18 protein-coding genes are annotated in these 21,444 nt (G+C 71.1%); 14 read left to right on the top strand and 4 right to left on the bottom strand.

Going from position 1 to position 21,444, the window contains the following annotated elements:
- The first annotated feature begins 10 nt into the window (after nucleotides 1-10).
- The 8 genes from AC1DZA_RS08305 to AC1DZA_RS08270 all read left to right on the top strand — a co-directional run bounded on the left by AC1DZA_RS08305 (nucleotide 11) and on the right by AC1DZA_RS08270 (nucleotide 7,431).
- Nucleotides 11-1,681, top strand: coding sequence for a SulP family inorganic anion transporter (locus AC1DZA_RS08305; protein WP_476772394.1), 1,671 nt, complete (start codon nucleotides 11-13; stop codon nucleotides 1,679-1,681).
- A gap of 35 nt (nucleotides 1,682-1,716) precedes the next feature.
- Complete coding sequence (locus AC1DZA_RS08300; protein ID WP_476772393.1) at nucleotides 1,717-2,388, top strand: GAP family protein; 672 nt, start codon at nucleotides 1,717-1,719, stop codon at nucleotides 2,386-2,388.
- A 2-nt stretch (nucleotides 2,389-2,390) separates the two neighbouring features.
- Nucleotides 2,391-3,437 carry an AI-2E family transporter gene (locus AC1DZA_RS08295; protein WP_476772392.1) on the top strand — a complete coding sequence of 349 codons (1,047 nt, stop codon included), beginning with the start codon at nucleotides 2,391-2,393 and terminating at the stop codon, nucleotides 3,435-3,437.
- Nucleotides 3,438-3,547: 110 nt separating this feature from the next.
- Nucleotides 3,548-3,982 carry a DUF6325 family protein gene (locus AC1DZA_RS08290; protein WP_476772391.1) on the top strand — a complete coding sequence of 145 codons (435 nt, stop codon included), beginning with the start codon at nucleotides 3,548-3,550 and terminating at the stop codon, nucleotides 3,980-3,982.
- Between the two features lie 4 nt (nucleotides 3,983-3,986).
- Nucleotides 3,987-4,355, top strand: coding sequence for an SHOCT domain-containing protein (locus AC1DZA_RS08285; RefSeq protein ID WP_476772390.1), 369 nt, complete (start codon nucleotides 3,987-3,989; stop codon nucleotides 4,353-4,355).
- Nucleotides 4,352-5,494, top strand: a complete 1,143-nt coding sequence (locus tag AC1DZA_RS08280; RefSeq protein ID WP_476772389.1) for a type III polyketide synthase — start codon at nucleotides 4,352-4,354, stop codon at nucleotides 5,492-5,494. Before AC1DZA_RS08285 ends, AC1DZA_RS08280 begins: the two co-directional genes overlap by 4 nt.
- 19 nt (nucleotides 5,495-5,513) lie before the next feature.
- Nucleotides 5,514-6,254 carry a methyltransferase domain-containing protein gene (locus AC1DZA_RS08275; RefSeq protein WP_476772388.1) on the top strand — a complete coding sequence of 247 codons (741 nt, stop codon included), beginning with the start codon at nucleotides 5,514-5,516 and terminating at the stop codon, nucleotides 6,252-6,254.
- Nucleotides 6,247-7,431, top strand: coding sequence for an FAD-dependent oxidoreductase (locus AC1DZA_RS08270; protein ID WP_476772387.1), 1,185 nt, complete (start codon nucleotides 6,247-6,249; stop codon nucleotides 7,429-7,431). Before AC1DZA_RS08275 ends, AC1DZA_RS08270 begins: the two co-directional genes overlap by 8 nt.
- Before the next feature lie 24 nt (nucleotides 7,432-7,455).
- On the opposite strand, the gene AC1DZA_RS08265 is transcribed toward AC1DZA_RS08270, so the two are convergent.
- Nucleotides 7,456-7,896, bottom strand: coding sequence for a nitroreductase family deazaflavin-dependent oxidoreductase (locus AC1DZA_RS08265; protein WP_476772386.1), 441 nt, complete (start codon nucleotides 7,894-7,896; stop codon nucleotides 7,456-7,458).
- Nucleotides 7,897-7,974: 78 nt separating this feature from the next.
- Between AC1DZA_RS08265 and AC1DZA_RS08260 the strand changes: the two genes are divergently transcribed.
- Together AC1DZA_RS08260 and AC1DZA_RS08255 are read left to right on the top strand one after the other, a co-directional pair.
- A complete protein-coding gene (locus AC1DZA_RS08260; RefSeq protein WP_476772385.1) occupies nucleotides 7,975-8,475 on the top strand; it encodes a hypothetical protein in 501 nt (166 codons plus the stop codon).
- 160 nt (nucleotides 8,476-8,635) lie between these two features.
- Nucleotides 8,636-10,870, top strand: a complete 2,235-nt coding sequence (locus tag AC1DZA_RS08255; protein WP_476772570.1) for an ATP-dependent Clp protease ATP-binding subunit — start codon at nucleotides 8,636-8,638, stop codon at nucleotides 10,868-10,870.
- A gap of 19 nt (nucleotides 10,871-10,889) precedes the next feature.
- Here AC1DZA_RS08255 and AC1DZA_RS08250 read toward each other — a convergent pair whose 3' ends face one another.
- Entirely contained in the window at nucleotides 10,890-12,143 is a 1,254-nt protein-coding gene (locus AC1DZA_RS08250; RefSeq protein WP_476761938.1) for an MFS transporter, read from the bottom strand.
- A gap of 103 nt (nucleotides 12,144-12,246) precedes the next feature.
- Here AC1DZA_RS08250 and AC1DZA_RS08245 point away from each other — a divergent pair, with 103 nt between their 5' ends.
- Genes AC1DZA_RS08245 through AC1DZA_RS08235 form a run of 3 tightly spaced genes read left to right on the top strand, consistent with a single transcriptional unit; the run spans nucleotide 12,247 to nucleotide 15,347 of the window.
- Complete coding sequence (locus tag AC1DZA_RS08245; protein WP_476772384.1) at nucleotides 12,247-13,803, top strand: carboxylesterase/lipase family protein; 1,557 nt, start codon at nucleotides 12,247-12,249, stop codon at nucleotides 13,801-13,803.
- Nucleotides 13,804-13,827: 24 nt separating this feature from the next.
- Entirely contained in the window at nucleotides 13,828-14,877 is a 1,050-nt protein-coding gene (locus tag AC1DZA_RS08240) for a zinc-dependent alcohol dehydrogenase family protein (protein WP_476761940.1), read from the top strand.
- Nucleotides 14,874-15,347, top strand: a complete 474-nt coding sequence (locus AC1DZA_RS08235) for a heme-degrading domain-containing protein (RefSeq protein ID WP_476772383.1) — start codon at nucleotides 14,874-14,876, stop codon at nucleotides 15,345-15,347. Before AC1DZA_RS08240 ends, AC1DZA_RS08235 begins: the two co-directional genes overlap by 4 nt.
- Before the next feature lie 183 nt (nucleotides 15,348-15,530).
- On the opposite strand, the gene AC1DZA_RS08230 is transcribed toward AC1DZA_RS08235, so the two are convergent.
- Both AC1DZA_RS08230 and AC1DZA_RS08225 read right to left on the bottom strand, forming a co-directional pair.
- Nucleotides 15,531-16,124 (bottom strand): nitroreductase family protein, encoded by a 594-nt coding sequence (locus AC1DZA_RS08230; RefSeq protein WP_476772382.1) that lies wholly within the window; start codon nucleotides 16,122-16,124, stop codon nucleotides 15,531-15,533.
- A 143-nt stretch (nucleotides 16,125-16,267) separates the two neighbouring features.
- The gene (locus AC1DZA_RS08225; protein ID WP_476772381.1) at nucleotides 16,268-17,347 is read right to left on the bottom strand and encodes a threonine aldolase family protein; all 1,080 of its coding nucleotides are present in this window, start codon (nucleotides 17,345-17,347) and stop codon (nucleotides 16,268-16,270) included.
- Between the two features lie 110 nt (nucleotides 17,348-17,457).
- On the opposite strand from AC1DZA_RS08225, the gene AC1DZA_RS08220 reads away from it, so the two are divergent.
- Entirely contained in the window at nucleotides 17,458-21,420 is a 3,963-nt protein-coding gene (locus AC1DZA_RS08220) for a hypothetical protein (protein ID WP_476772380.1), read from the top strand.
- Nucleotides 21,421-21,444 lie beyond the last annotated feature (24 nt).

Here is a 21,444-nt window from a genome sequence, read left to right as displayed (position 1 = left end):
TGCAGCCACCATGCCACGACCGCTGGCAGGGCTGACCCGCCACAACCTCGTGCGCGAGCTCCTCGCGGGCATCACGCTGCTCGCCATCGCGATCCCGCTGAACATCGGCTACGCGCAGATCGCCGGCCTGCCGCCGACCGCCGGCCTCTACGCGCTCGTCGTGCCCTCGGTCGTCTACGCGCTGACGGTGTCGTCGCGGCAGCTGGTGGCGTCACCGGATGCCGCGGCCGCCGCGCTCGTCGCCTCCTCGATCGGCGGGCTGGCCGTCGCCGGCAGCGCCGACTACCTCACCCTGGCGCTCGCGCAGGCGATCCTCGGCGGCATCCTGTTCCTGCTGCTGGCCGTGTTCAAGCTCGGATTCCTCGCGAACTTCCTGTCGAAGCCGATCCTCATCGGATTCGTCGGGGGCCTCGCGTTCGACATCCTCGTGGCCCAGGTCGCGAAGATGCTCGGCGTCAAGATCGACTCGGGCGGCGAGTTCGTCGACAAGCTCGTCGGGCTGTTCACCGGCCTCGACACCCTGAACTGGTGGTCGGTGCTCATCTCGGCCGTGTCGCTCGCCATCCTCCTGGTCGGCCGGCGGGTCGCCCGCGCGGTGCCGTGGGCGCTCGTCGTGCTGGTGCTCGCGACCATCGGCGTGGTCGTCGCCGACCTCGATGAGGCCGGGGTCGCCGTGCTCGGACCGGTCGAGGCGGGACCGCCCACCCTGACGTGGCCAGTGATCGACTGGACGACGTGGTTCGTGCTCGTGCCGTCGGCGATGGCACTGACCCTCGTCACCACCGCTGAGGGCCTGCTCGTCTCGCGCTCCTACGGCGAGAAGCACAACTACCCGACCCGGCCGAACCGCGACCTCTTCGCCTTCGGCCTCGGCAACATCGCCGCGGGCGCCACCGGCGGGTTCACGGTCGGATCGTCCACGTCGCGCACCGCCGCGATGGACCAGGCCGGCTCGCGCACGCAGCTCCCGTCGCTCGTGACGGCGCTCGGCACTCTGCTGCTCCTGGTGTTCGGCACCGGCCTGCTCGAGGACATCCCGTCGCCGGCGATCGGCGCCATCGTCGCGGTCGCGATCGTGCCGCTCCTCGGCATCCGCGAGTTCCGGGCACTCTGGCGGGCCGACCGCTTCGAGTTCCTCATCGGCGCCACCTGCTTCCTCGTGACGCTCTTCATCGGCTCGATCCCCGGCATCCTCGTCGCGTTCGTGCTCGCGCTCGTGAACCTCGCCAAGCGCGCGGCGAACCCCGCCATCGACGTGCTCGCCGGGAGCGGCGAGCCCACGGAGTCGCTGCTCCAGGAGGCGCCCGAGGGCAGCGTCACCGCGCCGGGCGTCATCGTCGTGCGCCTCGCCGCGCCCCTGTTCTTCGCCAACGGCTCGGTGTTCGGGGACGCGGTGAAGCGTGCGGTGACGGCCGCGCCCGCGGCATCCGTGCACCACCTCGTCGTCGACATGGAGGCGGTGACCGACGTGGACGTCACGGGGGCCGAGAGCTTCGAGGCCCTGCAGGAGTGGCTGGCGGAACGCGACATCGTGCTCGCCTTCAGCCGGGTGCGTCCCGACGCCCGCGCCCGCCTCGTGCACCTCGGCCTGCTCGGCGACCACGAGGTCTACGACACCAACCGGGCCGCGCTCGCCGCGCTCGCCGCGGGTCCGAACCGACACGACGCCGACCGACGCTGACACGACGCGGCACCCGCCGCACGGAAGGGGAACCCATGGGCCCGATCATCGGCGACATCCTGCCGCTCGCGCTGGGCATCGCGATCAGCCCGATCCCGATCATCGCCGCGATCCTGATGCTGCTCTCGCCGAAGGCGAAGGGCACGAGCGTCGGCTTCCTCATCGGGTGGGTGCTCGGCATCGTCGTCGCCGTCGTGCTGTTCACGCTGCTCGCCTCGGTGATCCCCGAGGACGATCCGGATGCCTCGAAGCCGATCTCGGGCGTGATCAAGATCGTGCTGGGCATCGCCCTGCTGTTCCTCGCGCTGCGGCAGTGGCGCAGCCGCCCGAAGCCCGGCGAGGAGGCCGAGCTGCCGAAGTGGATGGCGGCCATCGACCAGATGACGGCCGGCCGTGGCCTCGTGCTCGGATTCCTGCTGTCGGCGGTCAACCCGAAGAACCTGCTGATGGCGGTCGCCGCCGGCGTGATCATCGGCACCGCCGGGCTGGCCGTCGGCGAGGCGGCGGTCGTCATCCTCGTGTTCGTGCTCATCGCGGCCTGCACGGTGGCCGTCCCCGTCGTCGCCTACCTCGTCGCGTCGAAGCGCATGGCGGGCCCGCTCGAGGCCCTGCGCGGCTGGCTCGTGCACAACAATGCGACCGTCATGGCCGTGCTGCTGCTCGTCATCGGCGTCGTCGTCATCGGCAAGGGCATCGGGAGCTTCTGAGCATGACCGACGAGGTGGCACCTCCCGGGCTCGCCCGCGGCACCCGGGTGCTGCTCACCGTCGCGGCGGCGGTCGTCGCGTTCGTGGGCATCTGGTTCGCCCGCGACATCCTGGTGCCGGTGGCGGTCGCGGCGGTCGTCGTGATCATCGCGCACCCGGTTCGCCGGCCGCTCGAGCGCCGAGGCTGGCCGAGCTGGCTCGCCACGACCGTGGTCATCCTCGTCGGGTACGCGATCCTCGCCGTACTCGGGGCGCTGCTCGTCGTGGCATCCGCACAGTTCATCGGCATGCTGCCCGACTACGCCGACGAGCTGCAGGCGACGGCGCAGGGGATGCTCGGCTGGCTGGAGTCGCTGGGCTTCTCGAGCGACGCGGCCGGCTCGGCGGCGTCGGCGATCGATCCCGAGCAGCTGCTCGCGGTGGCGACGGGCGTGGCCGATGCCGTGCTCGGCGCCGCGACGGCGTTCTTCTTCGTGCTCGCCTACGTGCTGTTCATGGCGGCGGATGCCTCGCGCTTCTCCCGCGCCGGGCAGCACGTGTTCGGCGGGGCCGTCGCCGACGCGATCGGCGCGCGCTACTTCTCGGGCGTGCGCCGCTACTACGTGGTGAACGCCTCGTTCGGAGCGGTCGTCGCCGTGCTCGACGGCCTGCTGCTGTGGGCGCTCGGGATCCCCGTGCCGATCACCTGGGCGATCCTCGCGTTCGTCACGAACTTCATCCCGAACATCGGCTTCGTGATCGGCCTCATCCCGCCCGCGGTCCTCGCCCTCGTCATCGGGGGCTGGCCGTTGGCGCTCACCGTGGTGCTCGCCTACTCGCTCATCAACGTGATCCTGCAGGAGTTCGTGCAGCCGAAGTTCGTGAGCGACGCCGTCGGCCTCACCCTCACGATCACGTTCGTCTCGGTCGTGTTCTGGACGCTCGTGCTCGGGCCGATGGGCGCGCTGCTCTGCATCCCGCTGACGCTGCTGGTGCGGGCGCTGCTGCTCGAGCCCGACCCGCGCACGGGCACGTTGCGTCACCTCACGGGTGATCCGCAGGCGCCCTAGAACGCGGGAGAACCGGGCAATCCGCATGTTCGCCGAGGATTCGCGAGCGATGCTGGCGCCGCCTTCGAGGCCCGGGCTAGTCTGCAATCACACCGATCAAGGGGGACCACATGGCGGAGTTCGAATACGGCCCGGTCGAGCTGTATCTCGTCGGATTCGAGGGGGACCGTCCTGACGACGCCACCCTCGACGCGATCCGGGAACTGGTGGAGGGCGGCGAGATCCGCCTCATCGACCTGCTCGTGATCTCGCGGGAAGACGACGGGTCGGTGCTGATCACCGACTACGACGAGATCAGCGACGAGTACGGGTTCGGCGACATCGAACTCGCGGCCATCGGACTCGTCGCCGAGGAGGACGCGCAGGAGTTCGCGCAGGGCATCCCGCCGGGGACGTCTGGTGCGATCTTCGCGATCGAGCTGCTGTGGGCCAAGAAGCTCGCATCGAAGTTCGCCGCGTCCGGTGGCATCGTGCTGCAGACCGAGCGCATCCCCGCGCCGGTCGTGAACGCTGCGCTGGCCGAGGCCGAAGACGGGGAGGAGTAGGGCCATGCCGTTCAGGAGGATGGGACGCCCCGGACTGGTCGGGATGGCGGCCCGCACGGCCGTCGTCGCCGGCACCGCCACCGCCGTGAGCGGCAACGTGCAGCGGCGCCAGGCGGGCAGGCAGCAGGACGCGTACGAGCAGCAGCAGTACGAGGCCCAGCAGCAGCAGGCGCAGATGCAGGCTGCGGCCCAGCAGGCCGTCGCGCAGCAGCAGGCCGCGATGGGCTACGCGGCCCAGCCGGCTGCGCCCGCGCCCGCTGCGCCGGCCGGCACCGACCTCGTCGGCGAGCTGCAGAAGCTGGGGGCGCTGCGCGACCAGGGCATCCTCAGCGACGCCGAGTTCGCCGCGGCCAAGGCGAAGCTGCTCGGGTGACCGTCGCGCTTCGGGCGGTCGCCACGGCGGTGCCGCCGACGGTGCTCGTACAGGAGCAGGTGCGCGACGTGTTCGCCGCCCAGCCGGGGCTCAACCGGCTGGCGCAGCGGATCGTCGCCACCTCGTTCAACGTGTCGGGCATCGAGACGCGCCACACGGTGCTCGAGGAGCTCAGCTGGGATCCTCGCACCGAGGAGCCCGTCTTCTTCGACCTCGCGAGCGGGGAGCTGCTCCTGCCGGGCACCAAGGTGCGCAACGAGATCTACGCCACCGAGGCGACGAAGCTCTACGTGCAGGCCGCGCAGGCGGCGATCGACGGATGCCCCGGCATCGAGGCATCCGACATCACCCATGTGGTCACGGTGTCGTGCACCGGCTTCTACGCACCCGGCCCCGACTTCATGCTCGTGCGCGAGCTGGGCCTCGGCCCGGCCGTGCAGCGCTACCACCTCGGATTCATGGGGTGCTACGCCGCGATGCCCGCGCTCCGCACCGCGAAGCAGTTCTGCGAAGCGGATGCCGCGGCGGTCGTGCTCGTCGTCTCGGCCGAGCTCTGCACGCTGCACCTTCGCACCTCGAACGACCCCGACACCATCGTGGCCTCGTCGCTCTTCGCCGACGGCGCCGCGGCCGGGATCGTGACGGCCAAGCCGCTCGCCGACGGCGAGCGAGCCTTCGACCTCGACCGGTTCGAGACGCGCATCACGCCGAACGGCGAGGACGACATGGCGTGGAAGATCGGCGACCACGGCTTCGAGATGGTGCTCTCGAACGCGGTGCCGACGATCATCGACGATCACATCACCGGCGCCATCGAACCGCTGCTCGACCACGACGAGGCGCTGACGGAGGCGCTGGCGACCGACGCCGCGAGCGAGGCGATCGAGCACTGGGCGATCCATCCCGGCGGCCGCAGCATCCTCGACAAGGTCGAGACACGGCTCGGGCTCACCGAGGCGCAGTTGGTGCCCGCGCGCGAGACGCTCCGCGACTTCGGCAACATGTCGAGCGCGACGGTGCTGTTCGTGCTGCGGAACATCCTCGATTCGGATGCCGCCGACGACGGCGATCGCGTCGTCGCCATGGCGTTCGGCCCCGGCCTCACGGTCGAGTCGGCGCTCATGACGGTGCGCGCCTGACCGATGGGCACCTGACCCGATGAGCACCGTGCCCGGGTTCTTCGATTCGGGATTCCTGCGGCAGCGCGACGACACCGCGACCGAGCTGATGGACGACCACGACGGCGACGTCGCGGCGCTCGCGCGCACGTACGAGCGGTTCCGCCTGGTGAACGCGGTCGTGTCGAACCAGCGGGCGGTGTACCGCCGGTGGGTGCGCCCATGCCTCTCGCCGACCGAGACGCGCCGGGTGCTCGACATCGGCACCGGCGGCGCCGACCTGCCCCGCGCGCTGCTGCGGTGGGCGCGCGCCGACGGATTGCGGCTCGAGGTGACCGCGGTCGACCCCGACGCGCGATCGCTCGACTGGGCGCTCGCCCAGCCTGCCGACCCGGGCCTCGTGCTGCGGCGCGTGTCGAGCTCCGAGCTCGCCGACGCGGGCGAGCGGTTCGAGGTGGTCACGTCGAACCACGTGCTGCACCATCTCGACGGCCACCAGTTCGGGGCGCTGCTCGCCGACTCCGAGCGGCTCGCGGCCGACGGCGGGGTCGCGGTGCATGCCGACATCGAGCGGTCGCGATACGGCTACGCCGGGTTCGCGCTCGGCACCCTCCCGTTCTCGCGCAACCTGCTCGCCGGCTCGTACATCCGCGCCGACGGGCTCACCTCGATCCGGCGCAGCCACACCGCGGCGGAGCTGGCGGCGGTGCTGCCGCCCGGATGGCGCGTTCGCCGGGGCATCCCGTCGCGACTCGAGGTGGTGTGGGGGGCGGATGCCTGAGCACGAGGCCGAGGTGCACGAGGCGCCCGAGCTGCACGAGGCGCGGCACGACGTGGCCGTGGTGGGCGGCGGGGCCGTCGGCCTGCTGCTCGCCTGCCTGCTCGCGCAGCGCGGTCTCGACGTCGTGGTGTTCGAGCGGCGGTCGGGTCGCTCCGACCGGTCGCGGGCGATCGGCATCCACCCTCCGGGGCTGCGCGCCCTCGCTCGCGCGGGCGTCGAGGAGGAGGTGCGGTCGAGGGCGATCGAGATCCACGACGGGCGGGTGACCTGCGAGGGGCGCACGCTCGGCGCCATGTCGTTCGCGAAGGCGGGCACCGTGCTGTCGTTGCCGCAGCTCGAGACCGAAGAGCTGCTCGAGCGCCGGCTGGCGGACGTTCGCCCCGGGTCCCTCCGGCGCGGCATGGAGGTGCGGGGCCTGCACGACCGCGGCACGCACGTCGAGCTCGACGTCGCCGTGACCGAGGGCGGCGAGCGGCTGCCCGTCGTCGCCGCGCGCTACGTGGTCGGGGCCGACGGCGTGCGCAGCGGCATCCGGAGCATGGTGGGCGTCGACTGGGTGGCCCACCGTGGCCGCGCGCACTACGTGATGGGCGACACCCGCGATGACACCGGCGAGCCCGGCAGCGCCCTGCTGCACTTCGAGCCTGCGGGCGTCGTGGAGTCGTTCCCGATGCCCGGCGGGCTGCGGCGCTGGGTGGCCTGGGTGCGCCGACCGCTCGCGGCGCCCACGTCGGCGCAGCTCGCGACGATCGTCCGCACCCGTGCCGGCGGGGTCTTCGACGTCGACGCGGCATCCGAGCCGAGCGGGTTCGAGGCACGCCAGCACCTCGCCGGTCGGATGTCGCAGGGCCGCGTCGCGCTCGCCGGCGACGCCGCGCACGAGATCAGCCCCATCGGCGGCCAGGGCATGAACCTCGGCTGGATCGACGCGATGCGGCTCGACCACGACCTCGCCGCGGCGCTCGCGGTGGGGGCGCCCTACGAGCCGTTCGAGACGTACGACCGGGTGCGGCGGCCCGCCGCGCGCCGCGCCATCCGCCAGGCGGCGTTCAACATGCGCATGGGCGCGCCGGCAGCGGGTCTTCGTCTGCGCGCCCGCAACGGCATCGTGCGGACGCTCGCGGTGCCGCCGCTTCGAGCACTGCTCGCGCGGGCGTTCACGATGCGCTGGCTCTGAGCGCGCAGGCCCGGACCGTTTGGCTCAGAGCACGACGCGCGTGAGGAGGAACACCGGGATCAGCCGGTCGGTCTTGCGCTGGTAGTCGGCGTAGGGCGGGTACGCCTCGACCGCGCGAGCCCACCATTCCTCGCGCTCGGCCCCGTCGAGCTCGCGCGCCTCGTAGTCGTGCCGCTCGGCGCCGTCCTGCAGCTCGACGTGCGGGTGCTTCTTCAGGTTCCAGTACCAGACCGGGTGCTTCGCGGCGCCGCCGAGCGATGCGACGACCGCGTACGCCCCGTCGTGCTCCACGCGCATGAGGGCGGTCTTGCGCAGCTTGCCGGTCTTCGCGCCGACGCTCGTGAGCAGGACGATGGGCAATCCGCGGAGCGTGTTGGCCTGCGCGCCGTTCGACGCCTCGAACGTCTCGGCCTGCCTGCGTGCCCATCCCGACGTGCTCGGCTCGTACTCGCCTTCCAGTGGCATGGAACCTCCTCGATCTCTCTTCGACCATACGCGGCCCGCCCGTATCCGGAATCGAGCGGATGCCGCAGAATGGCGAGCATGACCGACCCGCACCTGCTCGGACCCGGCTTGCTGCCGACGCCCTTCACCGCCGACGAGATCCGCACCGGTTGCCCTGACGGGCGCACGATCCGGCTCTTCGTCGAGCCCGCCGAGGGCGAGCCGTTCGAGCGGGTCAACCGATTCGTCGAGGCCGACGAGACGGGAGCGACGCTGGAGCGCTGGTGGGTCGGCCCCGACGGCCTGGTCGACGGCGAGGTGGAGCGGGAGCGCACGAGCTGGCTCGACCTCCAGCGGCACGCGGCGTTCCCGGCCGACCGCACGACGTCGTCGCGCGAGACCCTCGACCTGCCGGTCGGCACCGTCGAGTGCGTTCGGTTCGACGTGCGGCCGGAGGCATCCGTCGTCGATGGCGCCGCCGTCGCGACGTTCTGGTTCTCGCTCGCTCACCCCGGGATGCCCGTGCGGTACGAGCAGCCGGCCGACTCCGGCGGAATCGATCGCACGACGATGGTGGGCGACGAGGTCGAGGTCGACTGAGGGCGGGCGCGGACGAACTCGCCCAGACGGTGGCGGTGGCCGGGGCATCCGTCTACCGTGAGTGACGGGCGGATTCCGCCGCTCGTTCCGGAATACCCGCCTTCCGAGCAAAGTTGAGTTAAGTACACTCAAGTTTGACGAAGGGATGCCCGTGGCCAACATGCAGGGCGCGCCGAACTCCCAGGAGGAGCAGAAGTCGGCGCTCGAACAGTACGGCGTGAACCTCACCGACCTCGCGAAGGCGGGCAAGCTCGACCCGGTGATCGGCCGTGACGCCGAGATCCGCCGGGTGAGCCAGGTCCTCACCCGTCGCACCAAGAACAACCCCGTGCTCATCGGCGAGCCCGGCGTCGGCAAGACCGCGGTCGTCGAGGGGCTCGCCCAGCGCATCGTCGAGGGCGACGTCGCCGAGTCGCTGAAGGACAAGCAGCTCGTCTCGCTCGACATCTCGGCGCTCGTCGCCGGCGCGATGTACCGCGGCCAGTTCGAGGAGCGGCTCAAGGCCGTGCTCAAGGAGATCAACGATGCCGAGGGCGGCATCATCACGTTCGTCGACGAGCTGCACCTGCTCATGGGCGCCGGCGGCGGCGAGGGGTCGGTCGCGGCCTCCAACATGCTGAAGCCCATGCTGGCGCGCGGCGAGCTGCACCTCATCGGCGCGACCACGCTCGACGAGTACCGCGAGTACATCGAGAAGGACGCGGCGCTCGAGCGCCGGTTCCAGCAGGTCTACGTCGGCGAGCCGAGCGTCGAGGACACGGTGGCGATCCTCCGCGGGCTCAAGGGCCGCTACGAGGCGCACCACGGCGTGACGATCTCGGATGCCGCGCTCGTCGCCGCGGCATCCCTCTCCAATCGCTACATCACCGCACGACAACTGCCCGACAAGGCGATCGACCTCATCGACGAGGCGATGTCGAGGCTGAAGATGGAGATCGACTCGTCGCCCGTCGAGATCGACGAGCTCAAGCGCCAGGTCGACCGCATGAAGCTCGAGGAGCTCGCGCTCAAGCGCGAGAAGGACGACGCCTCGAAGGAGCGCCTGGCGCGGCTCCGCGAGACGCTCGCCGAGAAGGAGCGCGACCTCGCCGAGCTCGAGGCCCGCTGGTCGCGCGAGCGCATGGGCCTGAACCGCGTCGGCGAGCTGAAGAAGAAGCTCGACGAGGCGATCACCGAGCGCGACCGCGCGATGCGCGAGGCGGACTACGCCCGCGCCTCGAAGCTCGAGTACGAGACGATCAAGCGGCTGCAGCAGGAACTCGAGGCCGCCGAGCAGGCCGAGGCCGCGCCCGACGAGCCGCGAATGGTGAACGAGCAGGTCACCGAGGAGGACATCGCGCAGGTCATCGCCGCGTGGACGGGCATCCCCGTCGGCCGGCTGCTGCAGGGCGAGACCGAGAAGCTGCTGCACCTCGAGACCGAGCTCGGCAAGCGGCTCATCGGGCAGAAGCGCGCCGTGGGTGCCGTGGCCGACGCGGTGCGACGCTCGCGCGCCGGCATCAGCGACCCGAACCGCCCGACCGGCTCCTTCCTGTTCCTCGGCCCGACCGGCGTCGGCAAGACCGAGCTCGCGAAGGCGCTCGCCGAGTTCCTCTTCGACGACGAGCGCGCCATGGTGCGCATCGACATGTCGGAGTACGGCGAGAAGTTCTCCGTCTCCCGGCTCGTCGGCGCGCCCCCCGGGTACATCGGCTATGAGCAGGGCGGCCAGCTCACCGAGGCAGTGCGCCGGCGCCCCTACTCGGTGATCCTCCTCGACGAGGTCGAGAAGGCGCACCCCGAGGTCTTCGACGTGCTCCTGCAGGTGCTCGACGACGGGCGCCTCACCGACGGCCAGGGCCGCACGGTCGACTTCCGCAACGTGATCCTCATCCTCACGTCGAACCTCGGCTCGCAGTACCTGATCGACCCGACGCTCAGCTGGGACGAGAAGGAGCAGGCCGTGCTGCAGACGGTGCGGCAGGCGTTCAAGCCCGAGTTCGTCAACCGCCTCGACGACATCGTCGTGTTCTCCGCGCTCAGCGAGGAGGAGCTCGGCGAGATCGTGAACCTCTACATCGACCGGCTCTCGACGCGACTGCGCGAGCGGCGCCTCGACCTCGGGGTCACCCCCGACGCCAGGGCGTGGCTGGCCGAGCGCGGGTACGACCCGCTCTACGGGGCGCGCCCGCTGCGCCGGCTCATGCAGCACGAGATCGACGACCGGCTCGCGCGCGCCCTGCTCACGGGCGAGATCCGCGACGGCGACCGGGTCATGGTGGAGTTGGCTCCCGACGGGGAGTCGCTCACCGTGGCACGAGCCGAGGTCGACGAGGCGTCCCCGAGTGCGACCGGTGACGGCGCCGGCGGCGCCGGGGAGGACGACGTCATCGACGCGGAGATCGTCGAGGAGTAGTCGGCGTCGACGCGGCTCGTCAGCCCTCGACGGGCGCGGCCGTCGGAACCCCGTTGGCGCTGGCCGGGATGCGGCGTTCGAGCGCCAGCGCGAGCACGCCGATGCCGAGGCATCCGATCACCATGACCGCGATGTACCACGCCTCGAGGCCGTTGGCGAGCAGCAGGCCCGCCGCGATGGGACCGGTGATCGCACCGCCCTGGAACGCCGCCGAGTTGATCGCGTTGTAGCGGCCGCGGTTGTGGTCTGAGGCGAGGTCGTTGTAGACGGCCGGCACGGTCGGCTGCAGCAGCGTCTCGCCGAAGGCGAAGACCCCCATGAACGCGAGCACGCCGATGGCGGCCGCGACCGTGTCGGGCAGCAGGCCCGCGGCGCCGAGGATCAGCCACGACGCCGCCCACACGCCGGCCATGACCATCATCACGCGGGTGCGCCGGCGGCCGCTGATGCGGTTGAGCACCGTGAACTGCAGCAGCACGATGACCGCGGTGTTGACGGCGAACGCGAACCCGATCACCTGCGTCGAGACCTCGGCCACCTGCCGGGCGTACGCCGGGAAGCCCGCCTCCATCTGGCCGTAGCCGATGAACATCGCGATGAACGTCAGCAGGGTGACCCACAGCACGGCCGGCTGGCGGAGGATCTCGCGGTAGCCGCCGGTCGCGGGCGCGTCGGGCGACGGCTCGGACTGCGTGCGGACGTGCCGCAGCGGACCGAGCAGCAGTGCCATGGGGATGAGGCTGGTCGCCGCGTCGACCAGGAAGATCACGGTGAACGTCTCGGGCGCGTGGACGTCGACGTAGAAGCCGCCGAGGATGCCGCCGATGCCGATCCCGAGGTTCACGAGCGCGAAGTTCACGCCGAAGTACTGCTGCCGCAGGTCGCCCTGCACGACGGTGGCGATGAGGGCGTTGAACCCGGGCCAGGAGACGCCGAAGTTCACCCCGATGAGCACGAGCGCCACCGCGGCGACCGCGGGGTGGGTGGCGAACGCGAGCAGCGTGCAGCCGGCGATCATCGAGGTGAGACCGGCCAGCAGGATGGTGCGGGCGCCGTAGCGGTCGATGAGGGTGCCGCCCGGACCGGTGACGACGAGCCCGGTGATGGCGATGAGGCTCATCAGCGCGCCCGACAACCCGAGGTCGAAGCCGCGCACCTCGTGCAGGTAGATGATCGTGAACGGGAGCGTGAGCCCACGGCCGAGCGTCTGGATGGCGACCGTCGACAGCAGCCATCGACCCTCGGTGGGGAGTGCCCCCCAGAAGCTCCGCATTCCGACCACCGTGACATTCTGCCGCAGGCCCACGACATCGGTCTCGGTCCGAGTTCGGGCCGCCCCAGTCCCCGCATTCACCCGACCGGGGTAGGCTCCCGCCATGCTGCGCGAGGGACCCGTGCTCGTCGGCGACGGACTCGTCGTCGAGACCGATGCGGGCGCCGTGCGCGGTGTGCGTCGGCGCGGGCTGCGCATGTGGCGCGGCATCCCGTACGCCGGCACGACGGGCGGCGGGCAGCGCTTCCTCGCCCCGGCCGCGGTGACGCCGTGGGACGGCGTGCGCGACGCCGCCGAGTTCGGGCCGGTCGCGCCGCAGAACCGGAAGGGCCAGTTCATCGGGGCGCATCCGCGGCTGCCGCGCAGCGAGGACTGCCTCCGCCTCAACGTGATCGCGCCCGACGAGCCGGTCGGCGGCCGCCCCGTCATGGTGTTCCTGCACGGCGGCGCGTACAGCGTGGGCTCGTCCGACGAGTACCCGCGGCAGGGCGAGGGGCTCGTGCGTCGGCACGGCATCGTCTACGTCAGCCTCAACTACCGGCTCGGTGCGCTCGGCTGGCTGGACTTCCGGGCATACGCGTCGGCGCGGCATCCGTTCGACTGCAATCTCGGGCTGCGCGACCAGGTCGCCGCGCTCGAGTGGGTGCGGCGCAACATCGCCGCGTTCGGGGGCGACCCCAGCAGGGTGACCCTGTTCGGGGAGTCGTCGGGCGCGAACTCGGTGACCACGCTGATGGCCGTGCCGGCGGCCGAGGGGCTCTTCGCGCGCGCCATCGCGCAGAGCTCGCCGGCGAACGCGGTGTACACGCCCGAGGTCGCCGCGAGGTGGGCGGCCGAGTACGTGCGCACCCTCAGCCGGCTGGTCGACGACGACGACCTCGAGAGCGATTCGGGCGAGGATGCCGCGGAGATGCTGCACACCGCAGACCCGGTGCTGCTCGCCGAGGCGACGACCCAGCTGTCGCTGCGGACGCCCGACGAGAATCCCGGCACCATCAGCCTCGCCCCCGTGATCGACGGGGAGTTCCTGCCGCAGCGGCCCCTCGACGCGTTCGCCGACGGCACGGCGCACCGCATTCCGCTGATCATCGGCACGAACGATCGCGAGGGGTCGCTGTTCGTCGGGCGCATCAGCATCCTGCCGACGACGAAGCCGCGTATCCGCGCGATCTTCGCGAACACGCGCAAGAAGTCGCGCAAGGCGATCAAGCGCCAGTACCCGGGGCTGCCCGAACGGCGCCCGGCCGCCGACTTCGCGGGCGACTTCACGTTCTGGTTCCCCAGCGTGAAGGTCGGCGAGCGGCACTCGCGACACGCGCCGGTCTACTTCTACCGCTTCGATGCGGCCCCACGGATGCCGCGCCTGATCGGCCTCGACGCGACCCACGGCCTCGACCTGTTCGCCCTGTTCGAGAAGTTCGACACGCTGACCGGTGCCGGGCTCACCCTGCTCGGCGGGCGCCGTCTCTATCGCGAGGTCGGGCGACGGATGCAGCAGCACTGGACCTCGTTCGCGGCATCCGGCGCACCCGACCCCTCGTGGCCCGTCTACGACGAGGCCGACCGGCGCACGCTCGTCTTCGACCGGGTCGACCGCGTCGAGCTCGACCCACGCAGTGCGAAGCGGATCGCCTGGCAGGAGTTCGTGCCGCACGTGTGAGGGGCCGCGCGTAGGCTCGAACGCATGCTTGCCACGATCATCCATGCACCACGCGACATCCGCGTCGAGACCGTTCCCGACCCCGAGCTGTCGACCGGCGGCGACGCCATCGTGAGGGTCGTCGCCGCGTGCGTGTGCGGCTCCGACCTCTGGCCGTACCGGGGCGTCACGCCCACCGACGAGCCGCACCGCATCGGCCACGAGTTCGTCGGCGTCGTCGAGGCGGTCGGCCACGACGTGCAGCACATCGCGGTCGGCGACTTCGTCATCGCGCCGTTCTACGTGTGCGACAACACCTGCGTCAACTGCCGCAACGGCGTCTCCACGTCGTGCCTGAACGGCGGCTGGTGGGGCGGCGACGACCGGTTCGGCGGATTCGCCGACGGCGGCCAGGGCGAGCGCGTGCGCGTGCCGCTCGCCGACGGCACGCTCGTGCCCGTCGGCGGCCCGATCACCGACGACCTGGTTCCCGGGCTCCTGACCCTGTCCGACGTGATGGGCACCGGCCACCACGCCGCCGTCAGCGCGGGCGTGCAGCCGGGCGACTCGGTCGCGGTCGTGGGGGACGGAGCCGTGGGCCTCTGCGCGGTCATCGCCGCGAAGCGACTCGGGGCGACGACGATCATCGCGATGTCGCGGCATCGTGACCGGCAGGAGCTGGCGCGCGCGTTCGGCGCGACGCACATCGTCGCCGAGCGAGGCGACGTCGGCGTGACCGCCGTGCAGGAGCTCACGGGCGGCATCGGCGCCGACCGGGTGCTCGAGTGCGTCGGCACCAAGGAGTCGATGGACCAGGCGATCCGCTCCGCCCGGCCCGGCGGCATGGTCGGCTACGTCGGCGTGCCGAACGGCGGCCCCGAGCTGCCCGTGCGACCGCTCTTCAACCGCAACGTCGGCGTGAACGGCGGGGTCGCACCCGTGCGCGGGTACATCGAGGAGCTGCTCCCCGATGTGCTGTCGGGCGCGATCGAGCCCGGCCGGGTGTTCGACCTCGAGCTGCCGCTGGCCGACGCGGCCGAGGCGTACGCCGCCATGGACGAGCGCCGCGCGATCAAGGTGCTGCTGCGGCCATGAGCGAGCTGCGCGAACGACTCATCGCCGAGGAGGCCGAGCTCGTCTTCGACCGGTTCACGCTCGACGACGCGTGGGCGCTCGGGGTGCGGCTCCGTGCCGCGGCGGCCGAGCGCGGGCTGCCCATCGCGATCGCGATCTGGTTCGGCCCGCAGCGGGTCTTCCACGCGGCGCTGCCCGGATCCTCGGCCGACAACGACGGCTGGCTCGACCGCAAGCACCGTGTCGCCGAGCGCTTCGGCCACGCGTCGATGCTCGTCGGGGAGTCGTTCCGCTCCGACGGCGGCGACTTCGACACCGACGCCCGCCTCGACCCGCGCGAGTACGCCGCGCACGGCGGCGTCGTGCCGATCCGGGTCGTGGGCGGCGCGGTCATCGGCGCGGTCGGCGTCTCGGGGCTGCCGCAGCAGGACGACCACGACCTTGCGGTCGAGCACCTGCGCGCGCACCTGGCGGAGCAGCGCGCGGGCTGACGCGCGGCCCGCGCATGCCGCCGAAATGGAGGAACAACCGACGGGCGCGCCCAGCGGGAGGCGGTCCGGGACGGCGGGTCCGCCGATTCTTCCTACATTTCGAACCAGCGAAATCGAGCGGATGCCGCGGCGTGCTGCCGTGGCATCCGCTCGTCGTGTGCTCGGGCGAGGGGCGAGCGGGGGCTACTCGCCGACGAGCACGAGCTCCTCGAGGGGCTTGCGGAGGCGGGGGGCGACCTCGCGCTCGCGGAGCGGGTCGGGCAGCGTGTCGACGTCGCCGAGCACGCCGATCGCGGTGACCGAGACGACCTCGAGGCGCTCGTCGAGGCCGAACGCCTCGTGCAGGCGGGCCGCGTCGAAGCCGCCCATCTGGTGGGTGTGCAGGCCCTCGTGCTGCGCCTGCACGGTGAGGTGCGCGACGGCCTGCCCCAGGTCGTAGCGCGCCCACGGCCGGGCCTTGCCCTCGGGGTCGACGATCTCGGCGATGTTCACGATGAGCGCCGCGGCCGAGTCGGCCCAGGCCTGGTTGAAGCCGAGCAGCGCGTCGTGCACGGTCGTGAAGGCGGCGGTGCCGCGGCGGGCGACGATGAAGCGCCACGGCTGCACGTTGTTCGCCGACGGGGCCCATCGGGCGGCCTCGAGGATCGTGCGCAGGGCGTCGGTGGACACCTCGGCGGCCGGGTCGTACGCGCGGGGGCTCCAGCGCTCGACGAGCGGGTTGATGAGCTGCGCGGTGGTGTCGGCGCGGCGGGACGTGAGGTCGGTGACGAGCGTCATGGTGATGCTGCTTTCGTACGAGGAACGGATGCCGGGGCGCCGTCGTCCCGTTCCATTACAACGCATCGAGGCTGGGCGTATTCCGGATGCCGCAACGGTGCGTCATCCGGCGTGCCGCTCGCGCTGTGCGCCCGAGCCAAGCGTCAGGCGACGCGGTGCAGCTCCTCGCGGATGCCCGCGACGAAGGCGTCGATGTCGTCCTCGCTCGTGTCGAACGAGCACATCCAGCGCACCTCGCCCTTGGCGGCATCCCAGTCGTAGAAGCGGAAGCCGCGCTCACGCAGCCGGTCGGCCACGCCCGCCGGCACCACGGCGAAGACACCGTTCGACTGCGTCTCCTGGCTGAAGCCGAGGCCGGGCAGGTCGCCGGCGGCGATGCCCGCGTCGAGCGCATCGCGAAGGCGCCGGGCCATCGCGTTCGCGTGCGAAGCGCTCCGCAGCCACAGGTCGCCCTCGAGCAGCGCGATGAGCTGCGCCGAGACGAACCGCATCTTCGAGGCGAGCTGCATGTTGAGCTTGCGCAGGTACTTCAGGCCCTCGGATGCCTCGGGGTTGAGCACGACGATCGCCTCGGCGCCGAGCGCGCCGTTCTTGGTGCCGCCGAAGCTCAGCACGTCGACGCCGGCTTCGCGCGTGAAGGCGCGGAACGGCAGGCCGAGGGATGCGGCCGCGTTCGACAGGCGGGCGCCGTCCATGTGCAGCTTCATGCCGCGTTCGTGCACGTGGTCGGCGATCGCGCGGATCTCCTCGACCGTGTACGCGGTGCCCAGCTCGCTCGTCTGCGTGATGGACACGACGAGGGGCTGCGCGCGGTGCTCGTCGCCCCAGCCCCACGCCTCCTGGTCGATGAGCTCGGGGGTGAGCTTGCCGTCGGGGCTCTGCACCGTGAGGAGTTTCATGCCGCCGACCCGCTCGGGCGCCCCGCCCTCGTCGGAGTTGATGTGCGCCGTCGACGCCGAGATGACCGCACCCCAGCGGGGGAGCATTGACTGCAGGCCGGTGACGTTCGCGCCGGTGCCGTTGAAGACGGGGAACACCTCGACGCCGTCGCCGAAGTGCTGCGCGAACACCTCCTGCAGGCGCTCGGTGTAGGCGTCCTCGCCGTATGCGACCTGGTGGCCGCCGTTGGCGGCGGCGATCGCGGCGAGCACCTCGGGGTGCACGCCGGAGTAGTTGTCGGAGGCGAAGCCGCGAACGGCGGTGTCGTGGAGCTGATCGGTCACCGGACCATCCTCGCATCCGGGTCGGAGTTGCCCGAACGGGTCGAGTTGCCTGCCCGCACGGATGCCCGGCCGGCACCGCCCTCGCACGCGGCATCCGGGAGGCTCGGCACATGGCCGGCACGCGACTGGCGGCCGATTCCAGTCGGTCGGGAATGACCCGCGCCCTCGCCGACGCCCGCGCACGGGCCGTCGGCGGGCCGTCGCGCGCGGCCGCCGGTCCGGCCGCCGTGCTCATGGCGCTGCAGCGGGACGCGGGCAACTCGGCGGTGAGCGCCCTCATGGCGGCCAAGCTCAAGTCGCCGGGGGAGGCGGCGATCGTCGACATCGACGGTGCGCTCGCCGAACTGCGTCGCGACGAGCCGGGCCTCGACGCGGTCGAGCGGGGCCTCAAGCAGGCCAAGGCCGTCGGCATCCCCGTCGAGCTCGAGGGGCCGAAGCCGCCCGCCTCGGCGCTCGCCGTGACGAAGACGGGGTTCGGTCCGGGGTCGGTCGCGCCGAAGAGGCCTGTGCCGGCGCCGAAGCCAGTGCCGGCCGTGTCGCCGCTCGCCAAGGCCGTGACGGCGAAGCCGAAGATCGCCGGACCCGCGGCCGGCGCCGGCGCGGGGGCCGCGCCACAGGTCGCGGCCGCCGGCGGGGCGTCGCCGTCGTCGGCCGCCGCCGTCGCCGCGCCGCTCGGCCGCGAGAAGCTGCTGCTGCCGCCGGTGCCGCCGACTGGAGTGAAACCCACCAAGGACCCCGCGTTCGCCCAGGTGAAGGGCGGAGTGAAGGGCTTCGCCGCTGCCAAGCGCGCGCATCCGCCGGCTGCATCGAAGGCGAAGGAGGCGCAGGATGCCGCGCTCGCGCCGGCTGACGACCTCGCGGGCCAGGCGAAGGCCACCAAGGCCGACACCATGGACGCGCAGCAACCCGGCTCGTTCGACAAGCAGGCCTTCATCGCCGCGGTGAAGACGGCCATCGAGGCGAAGTCGCCGAAGACGCTCACCGAGGCCGACGAGTACGCGGAGTCGGGCAAGGCCGGCGAGGTCAAGGGTGAGGTCAAGGGCCTGGTCACGAAGGGCAAGGAAGGCTCGGCGCACGACATCGAGGCGGCGACCGAGGCGGCGCCCGACACGTCGAAGGCGGTCGCCAAACCCGTGACCCCGATGGCGCAGGAGGCGCCCGGGCAGGCCGTGCCGATCGCGGCGACCGGCGCTGTGCCCAAGCCCGCCCCCGCCGAGCAGGTCAACCTCGAGGCCGGCAAGCACGAGGTCGACCAGGAGATGACCGACGCCAAGGTCACAGACGAGCAGCTGGCGAGGTCGGGCGAGCCCGAGTTCCAGGGCGCGCTCGCCGAGAAGCAGACCGCCGCCGCCCACGCCGACGCGGCGCCCGCCGAGTACCGCGCCCAGGAGCAGGCGACCATCGCGCAGGGCAAGGCGCAGGCCGGTGCCGTCACGGCAGCGGGCGTGCAGGGTATGCAGGGAGCGAAGGGCGCTGCGCTCGCCAAGCTCGTCGCGTCGAAGGGCGCCACCAAGTCGAAGGACGAGCAGCGTCGTGCCGAGGTGACGACGAAGGTCCAGTCCATATTCACCGCGACCGAGACCGAGGTGAAGAAGATCCTCGAGGGCATCGACCCGAAGGTCGAGACCGAGTTCGAGACGGGCGAGGCCCGCGCGAAGGCATCCTTCGAGTCGTACGTCGCGGCCAAGATGTCGGCGTACAAGAAGGACCGGTACAGCGGATGGCTCGGCGGCCTGCGCTGGGCCAAGGACAAGCTCGTCGGCATGCCCGACAAGGTCAACGAGTTCTACGAGGCCGGGCGCGAGCTCTACCTGAAGCAGATGGACGGCGTGATCTCCCGCGTCGCCGACATCGTCGGCTCGAACCTCACGGCGGCCAAGCGGCGCATCGCCACCGGTCGCGCCGAGATCGCCACCTACGTGAAGTCGCTCCCGCAGGACCTGCAGAAGGTCGGCTCGGAGGCCGCGCAGGACATCGGCGACAAGTTCGAGGCGCTCGAGAGCGAGGTCAAGGACAAGGAGAACGAGGTCGTCGAGACGCTCGCGTCGAAGTACGTGGAGGCGCGAAAGGGACTCGACGAGCGGATCGAGGCGCTCCAGGCCGAGAACAAGGGCCTCGTCGACAAGGCGATCGGCGCGATCAAGGGGGTCATCAACACGATCCGCGAGCTCGCCGCGATGCTCGGCAACGTGTTGGCCAGGGCCGCGAGCGTCATCGGCGACATCATCGGCGATCCGGTCGGATTCCTCGGCAACCTCATCAGTGGGATCAAGGGCGGCATCGACAAGTTCTTCACGAACATCACCACGCACCTCAAGAAGGGGCTCGTGGGCTGGCTCTTCGGGCAGCTCGGCGACGCCGGCATCGAGATCCCCGACACGTTCGACCTCAAGGGGGTCGTGAAGCTGCTCGCGTCGGTGTTCGGACTCACCTGGGCCAACATCCGGGCCCGGATCGTGCGGCAGATCGGCGAGACCGCCATGGCGGCCGTCGAGAAGGGCGTGGAGATCTTCCAGGTCATCAAGGAGCAGGGCATCGCCGGCCTCTGGGAAAAGCTCGTCGAGAAGATCGGCGACATCAAGGAGATGATCCTCACCCAGCTCGAGGACTTCGTGATCACGAAGATCATCACCGCGGGCATCACGTGGCTGATCAGCCTGCTCAACCCTGCTGCCGCCTTCATCAAGGCCTGCAAGCTCATCTACGACGTCGTCATGTTCTTCGTGAACAACGCGGCCCGCATCGCGCAGTTCGTGAACACCGTCATCGACGGGGTCGTCGACATCGCGAAGGGCAACGTGTCGGCCGTCGTGGACAAGGTCGAGAACGCGCTCGGCCAGATGGTGCCCATCCTCATCGGGTTCATCGCGAGCGTCCTCGGCATCGGCGGCATCGGCGAGAAGGTCCGCTCGATCGTCCAGGCGCTGCAGCGGCCCGTGAACAAGGCGCTCGACTTCGTGATCAAGACGGGGCTCAAGCTCGCCGGGCCGGTGATCCGTGCGGCCAAGGGCATCAGCGCGAAGGTGAAGGCCAAGGTCGCGGCCGGCAAGGCCTGGGTGAAGGGCAAGGCGGAGGCGGGGAAGGCCAAGCTGCGCGATCTCGCAGCGGCAATCCCCGGCGTGTTCGGCTTCCGGGCGGGTGGTGAGTCGCATCGCGTGTGGATCGAGAAGACGGGCGCGCGGCGCGTCATGGTCGCCAGTTCACCGACGGAAGCGAGCGTGCTGCTCACTCATTACGTGGGTCAGATCGAGGAGTTTCCGGAGAAGACCCCGAAGGAGCAGAAGGAGAAATCGCATCTGCGTGAACGCGTGGCCATCGCGCGTGACCGTCACGAAGGCGTTCGGGGTGAGGTGGCACTCCTCAACAACGTCACCGACATGACGGCAGGACGGAACGCGCTCTCGAGTCGCCAGCGGAGGTTCGCCGAGAGCCTCGTGGAGCTCTTCACGGCAGTGCACAAACAGCGGATGAAGCTCGCGGGCCAGGTCCCGAAATACACCACGCCTGGCGGGAAGAAATCCGCAGGGTCAGTGAAGTGCGTCGCTCGCTTCCAGGTCGACTGCATTCCGGGCCAGCGCGCCTACCCCTCCAATGGCGGAGCCGCTCCGGTCGGGTCCATGGGCGTCGTTGGAACGACGAAAGGCGCGAACAAGCGGGACATCCACGCGCTCGATTCGAGCGACAGCGCACTCACCGGGCAGACGGGCGCTCACGCATTCGAGAGCGCGGAGGCACCCCACCACACAGAGCAACGCGCCGAGTTCGTCACTCGCGCAACCGGTGACGAAGCGCCGTCAACGCATGCGGAGGCGCGACTGCTCTCCCAGGTTGAACGCATGCTCGCGCAGGACCCCGATTGGAAGCATCGCGTGAGGACCATCGAGATCAACGTCTCCCACAGCCCGTGCCCGAGTTGCACCGGCCAACTGCTGAGGCTCCACGGCCTGCTCGCGAATGCTGATCTGCGGTTGGCGATCGTCCAATGGGGCAAGCGATATGACAACGGGCCGTATCCCACCACCGCGCAGTCGATCGGTGAGCTGCGGGGAAAGTACTCCGCGATCGGCCCCTGAACCCGGCGTTTGCCCCGCTCCCTT

It is taken from the genome of Agromyces sp. P2_B3 (assembly GCF_056404815.1).
This window is presented reverse-complemented; position numbering and strand designations above follow the sequence as displayed.

What these genes read in the sequence shown, in the direction of transcription:
- AC1DZA_RS08305 (WP_476772394.1), top strand. Translation starts at nt 11, where the DNA reads ATGCCACGACCGCTGGCAGGGCTGACCCGCCACAACCTCGTGCGCGAG.
- AC1DZA_RS08300 (WP_476772393.1), top strand. Translation starts at nt 1,717, where the DNA reads ATGGGCCCGATCATCGGCGACATCCTGCCGCTCGCGCTGGGCATCGCG.
- AC1DZA_RS08295 (WP_476772392.1), top strand. Translation starts at nt 2,391, where the DNA reads ATGACCGACGAGGTGGCACCTCCCGGGCTCGCCCGCGGCACCCGGGTG.
- AC1DZA_RS08290 (WP_476772391.1), top strand. Translation starts at nt 3,548, where the DNA reads ATGGCGGAGTTCGAATACGGCCCGGTCGAGCTGTATCTCGTCGGATTC.
- AC1DZA_RS08285 (WP_476772390.1), top strand. Translation starts at nt 3,987, where the DNA reads ATGCCGTTCAGGAGGATGGGACGCCCCGGACTGGTCGGGATGGCGGCC.
- AC1DZA_RS08275 (WP_476772388.1), top strand. Translation starts at nt 5,514, where the DNA reads ATGAGCACCGTGCCCGGGTTCTTCGATTCGGGATTCCTGCGGCAGCGC.
- AC1DZA_RS08270 (WP_476772387.1), top strand. Translation starts at nt 6,247, where the DNA reads ATGCCTGAGCACGAGGCCGAGGTGCACGAGGCGCCCGAGCTGCACGAG.
- AC1DZA_RS08265 (WP_476772386.1), bottom strand. Translation starts at nt 7,896, where the DNA reads ATGCCACTGGAAGGCGAGTACGAGCCGAGCACGTCGGGATGGGCACGC.
- AC1DZA_RS08260 (WP_476772385.1), top strand. Translation starts at nt 7,975, where the DNA reads ATGACCGACCCGCACCTGCTCGGACCCGGCTTGCTGCCGACGCCCTTC.
- AC1DZA_RS08255 (WP_476772570.1), top strand. Translation starts at nt 8,636, where the DNA reads ATGCAGGGCGCGCCGAACTCCCAGGAGGAGCAGAAGTCGGCGCTCGAA.
- AC1DZA_RS08250 (WP_476761938.1), bottom strand. Translation starts at nt 12,143, where the DNA reads ATGCGGAGCTTCTGGGGGGCACTCCCCACCGAGGGTCGATGGCTGCTG.
- AC1DZA_RS08245 (WP_476772384.1), top strand. Translation starts at nt 12,247, where the DNA reads ATGCTGCGCGAGGGACCCGTGCTCGTCGGCGACGGACTCGTCGTCGAG.
- AC1DZA_RS08240 (WP_476761940.1), top strand. Translation starts at nt 13,828, where the DNA reads ATGCTTGCCACGATCATCCATGCACCACGCGACATCCGCGTCGAGACC.
- AC1DZA_RS08235 (WP_476772383.1), top strand. Translation starts at nt 14,874, where the DNA reads ATGAGCGAGCTGCGCGAACGACTCATCGCCGAGGAGGCCGAGCTCGTC.
- AC1DZA_RS08230 (WP_476772382.1), bottom strand. Translation starts at nt 16,124, where the DNA reads ATGACGCTCGTCACCGACCTCACGTCCCGCCGCGCCGACACCACCGCG.
- AC1DZA_RS08220 (WP_476772380.1), top strand. Translation starts at nt 17,458, where the DNA reads ATGGCCGGCACGCGACTGGCGGCCGATTCCAGTCGGTCGGGAATGACC.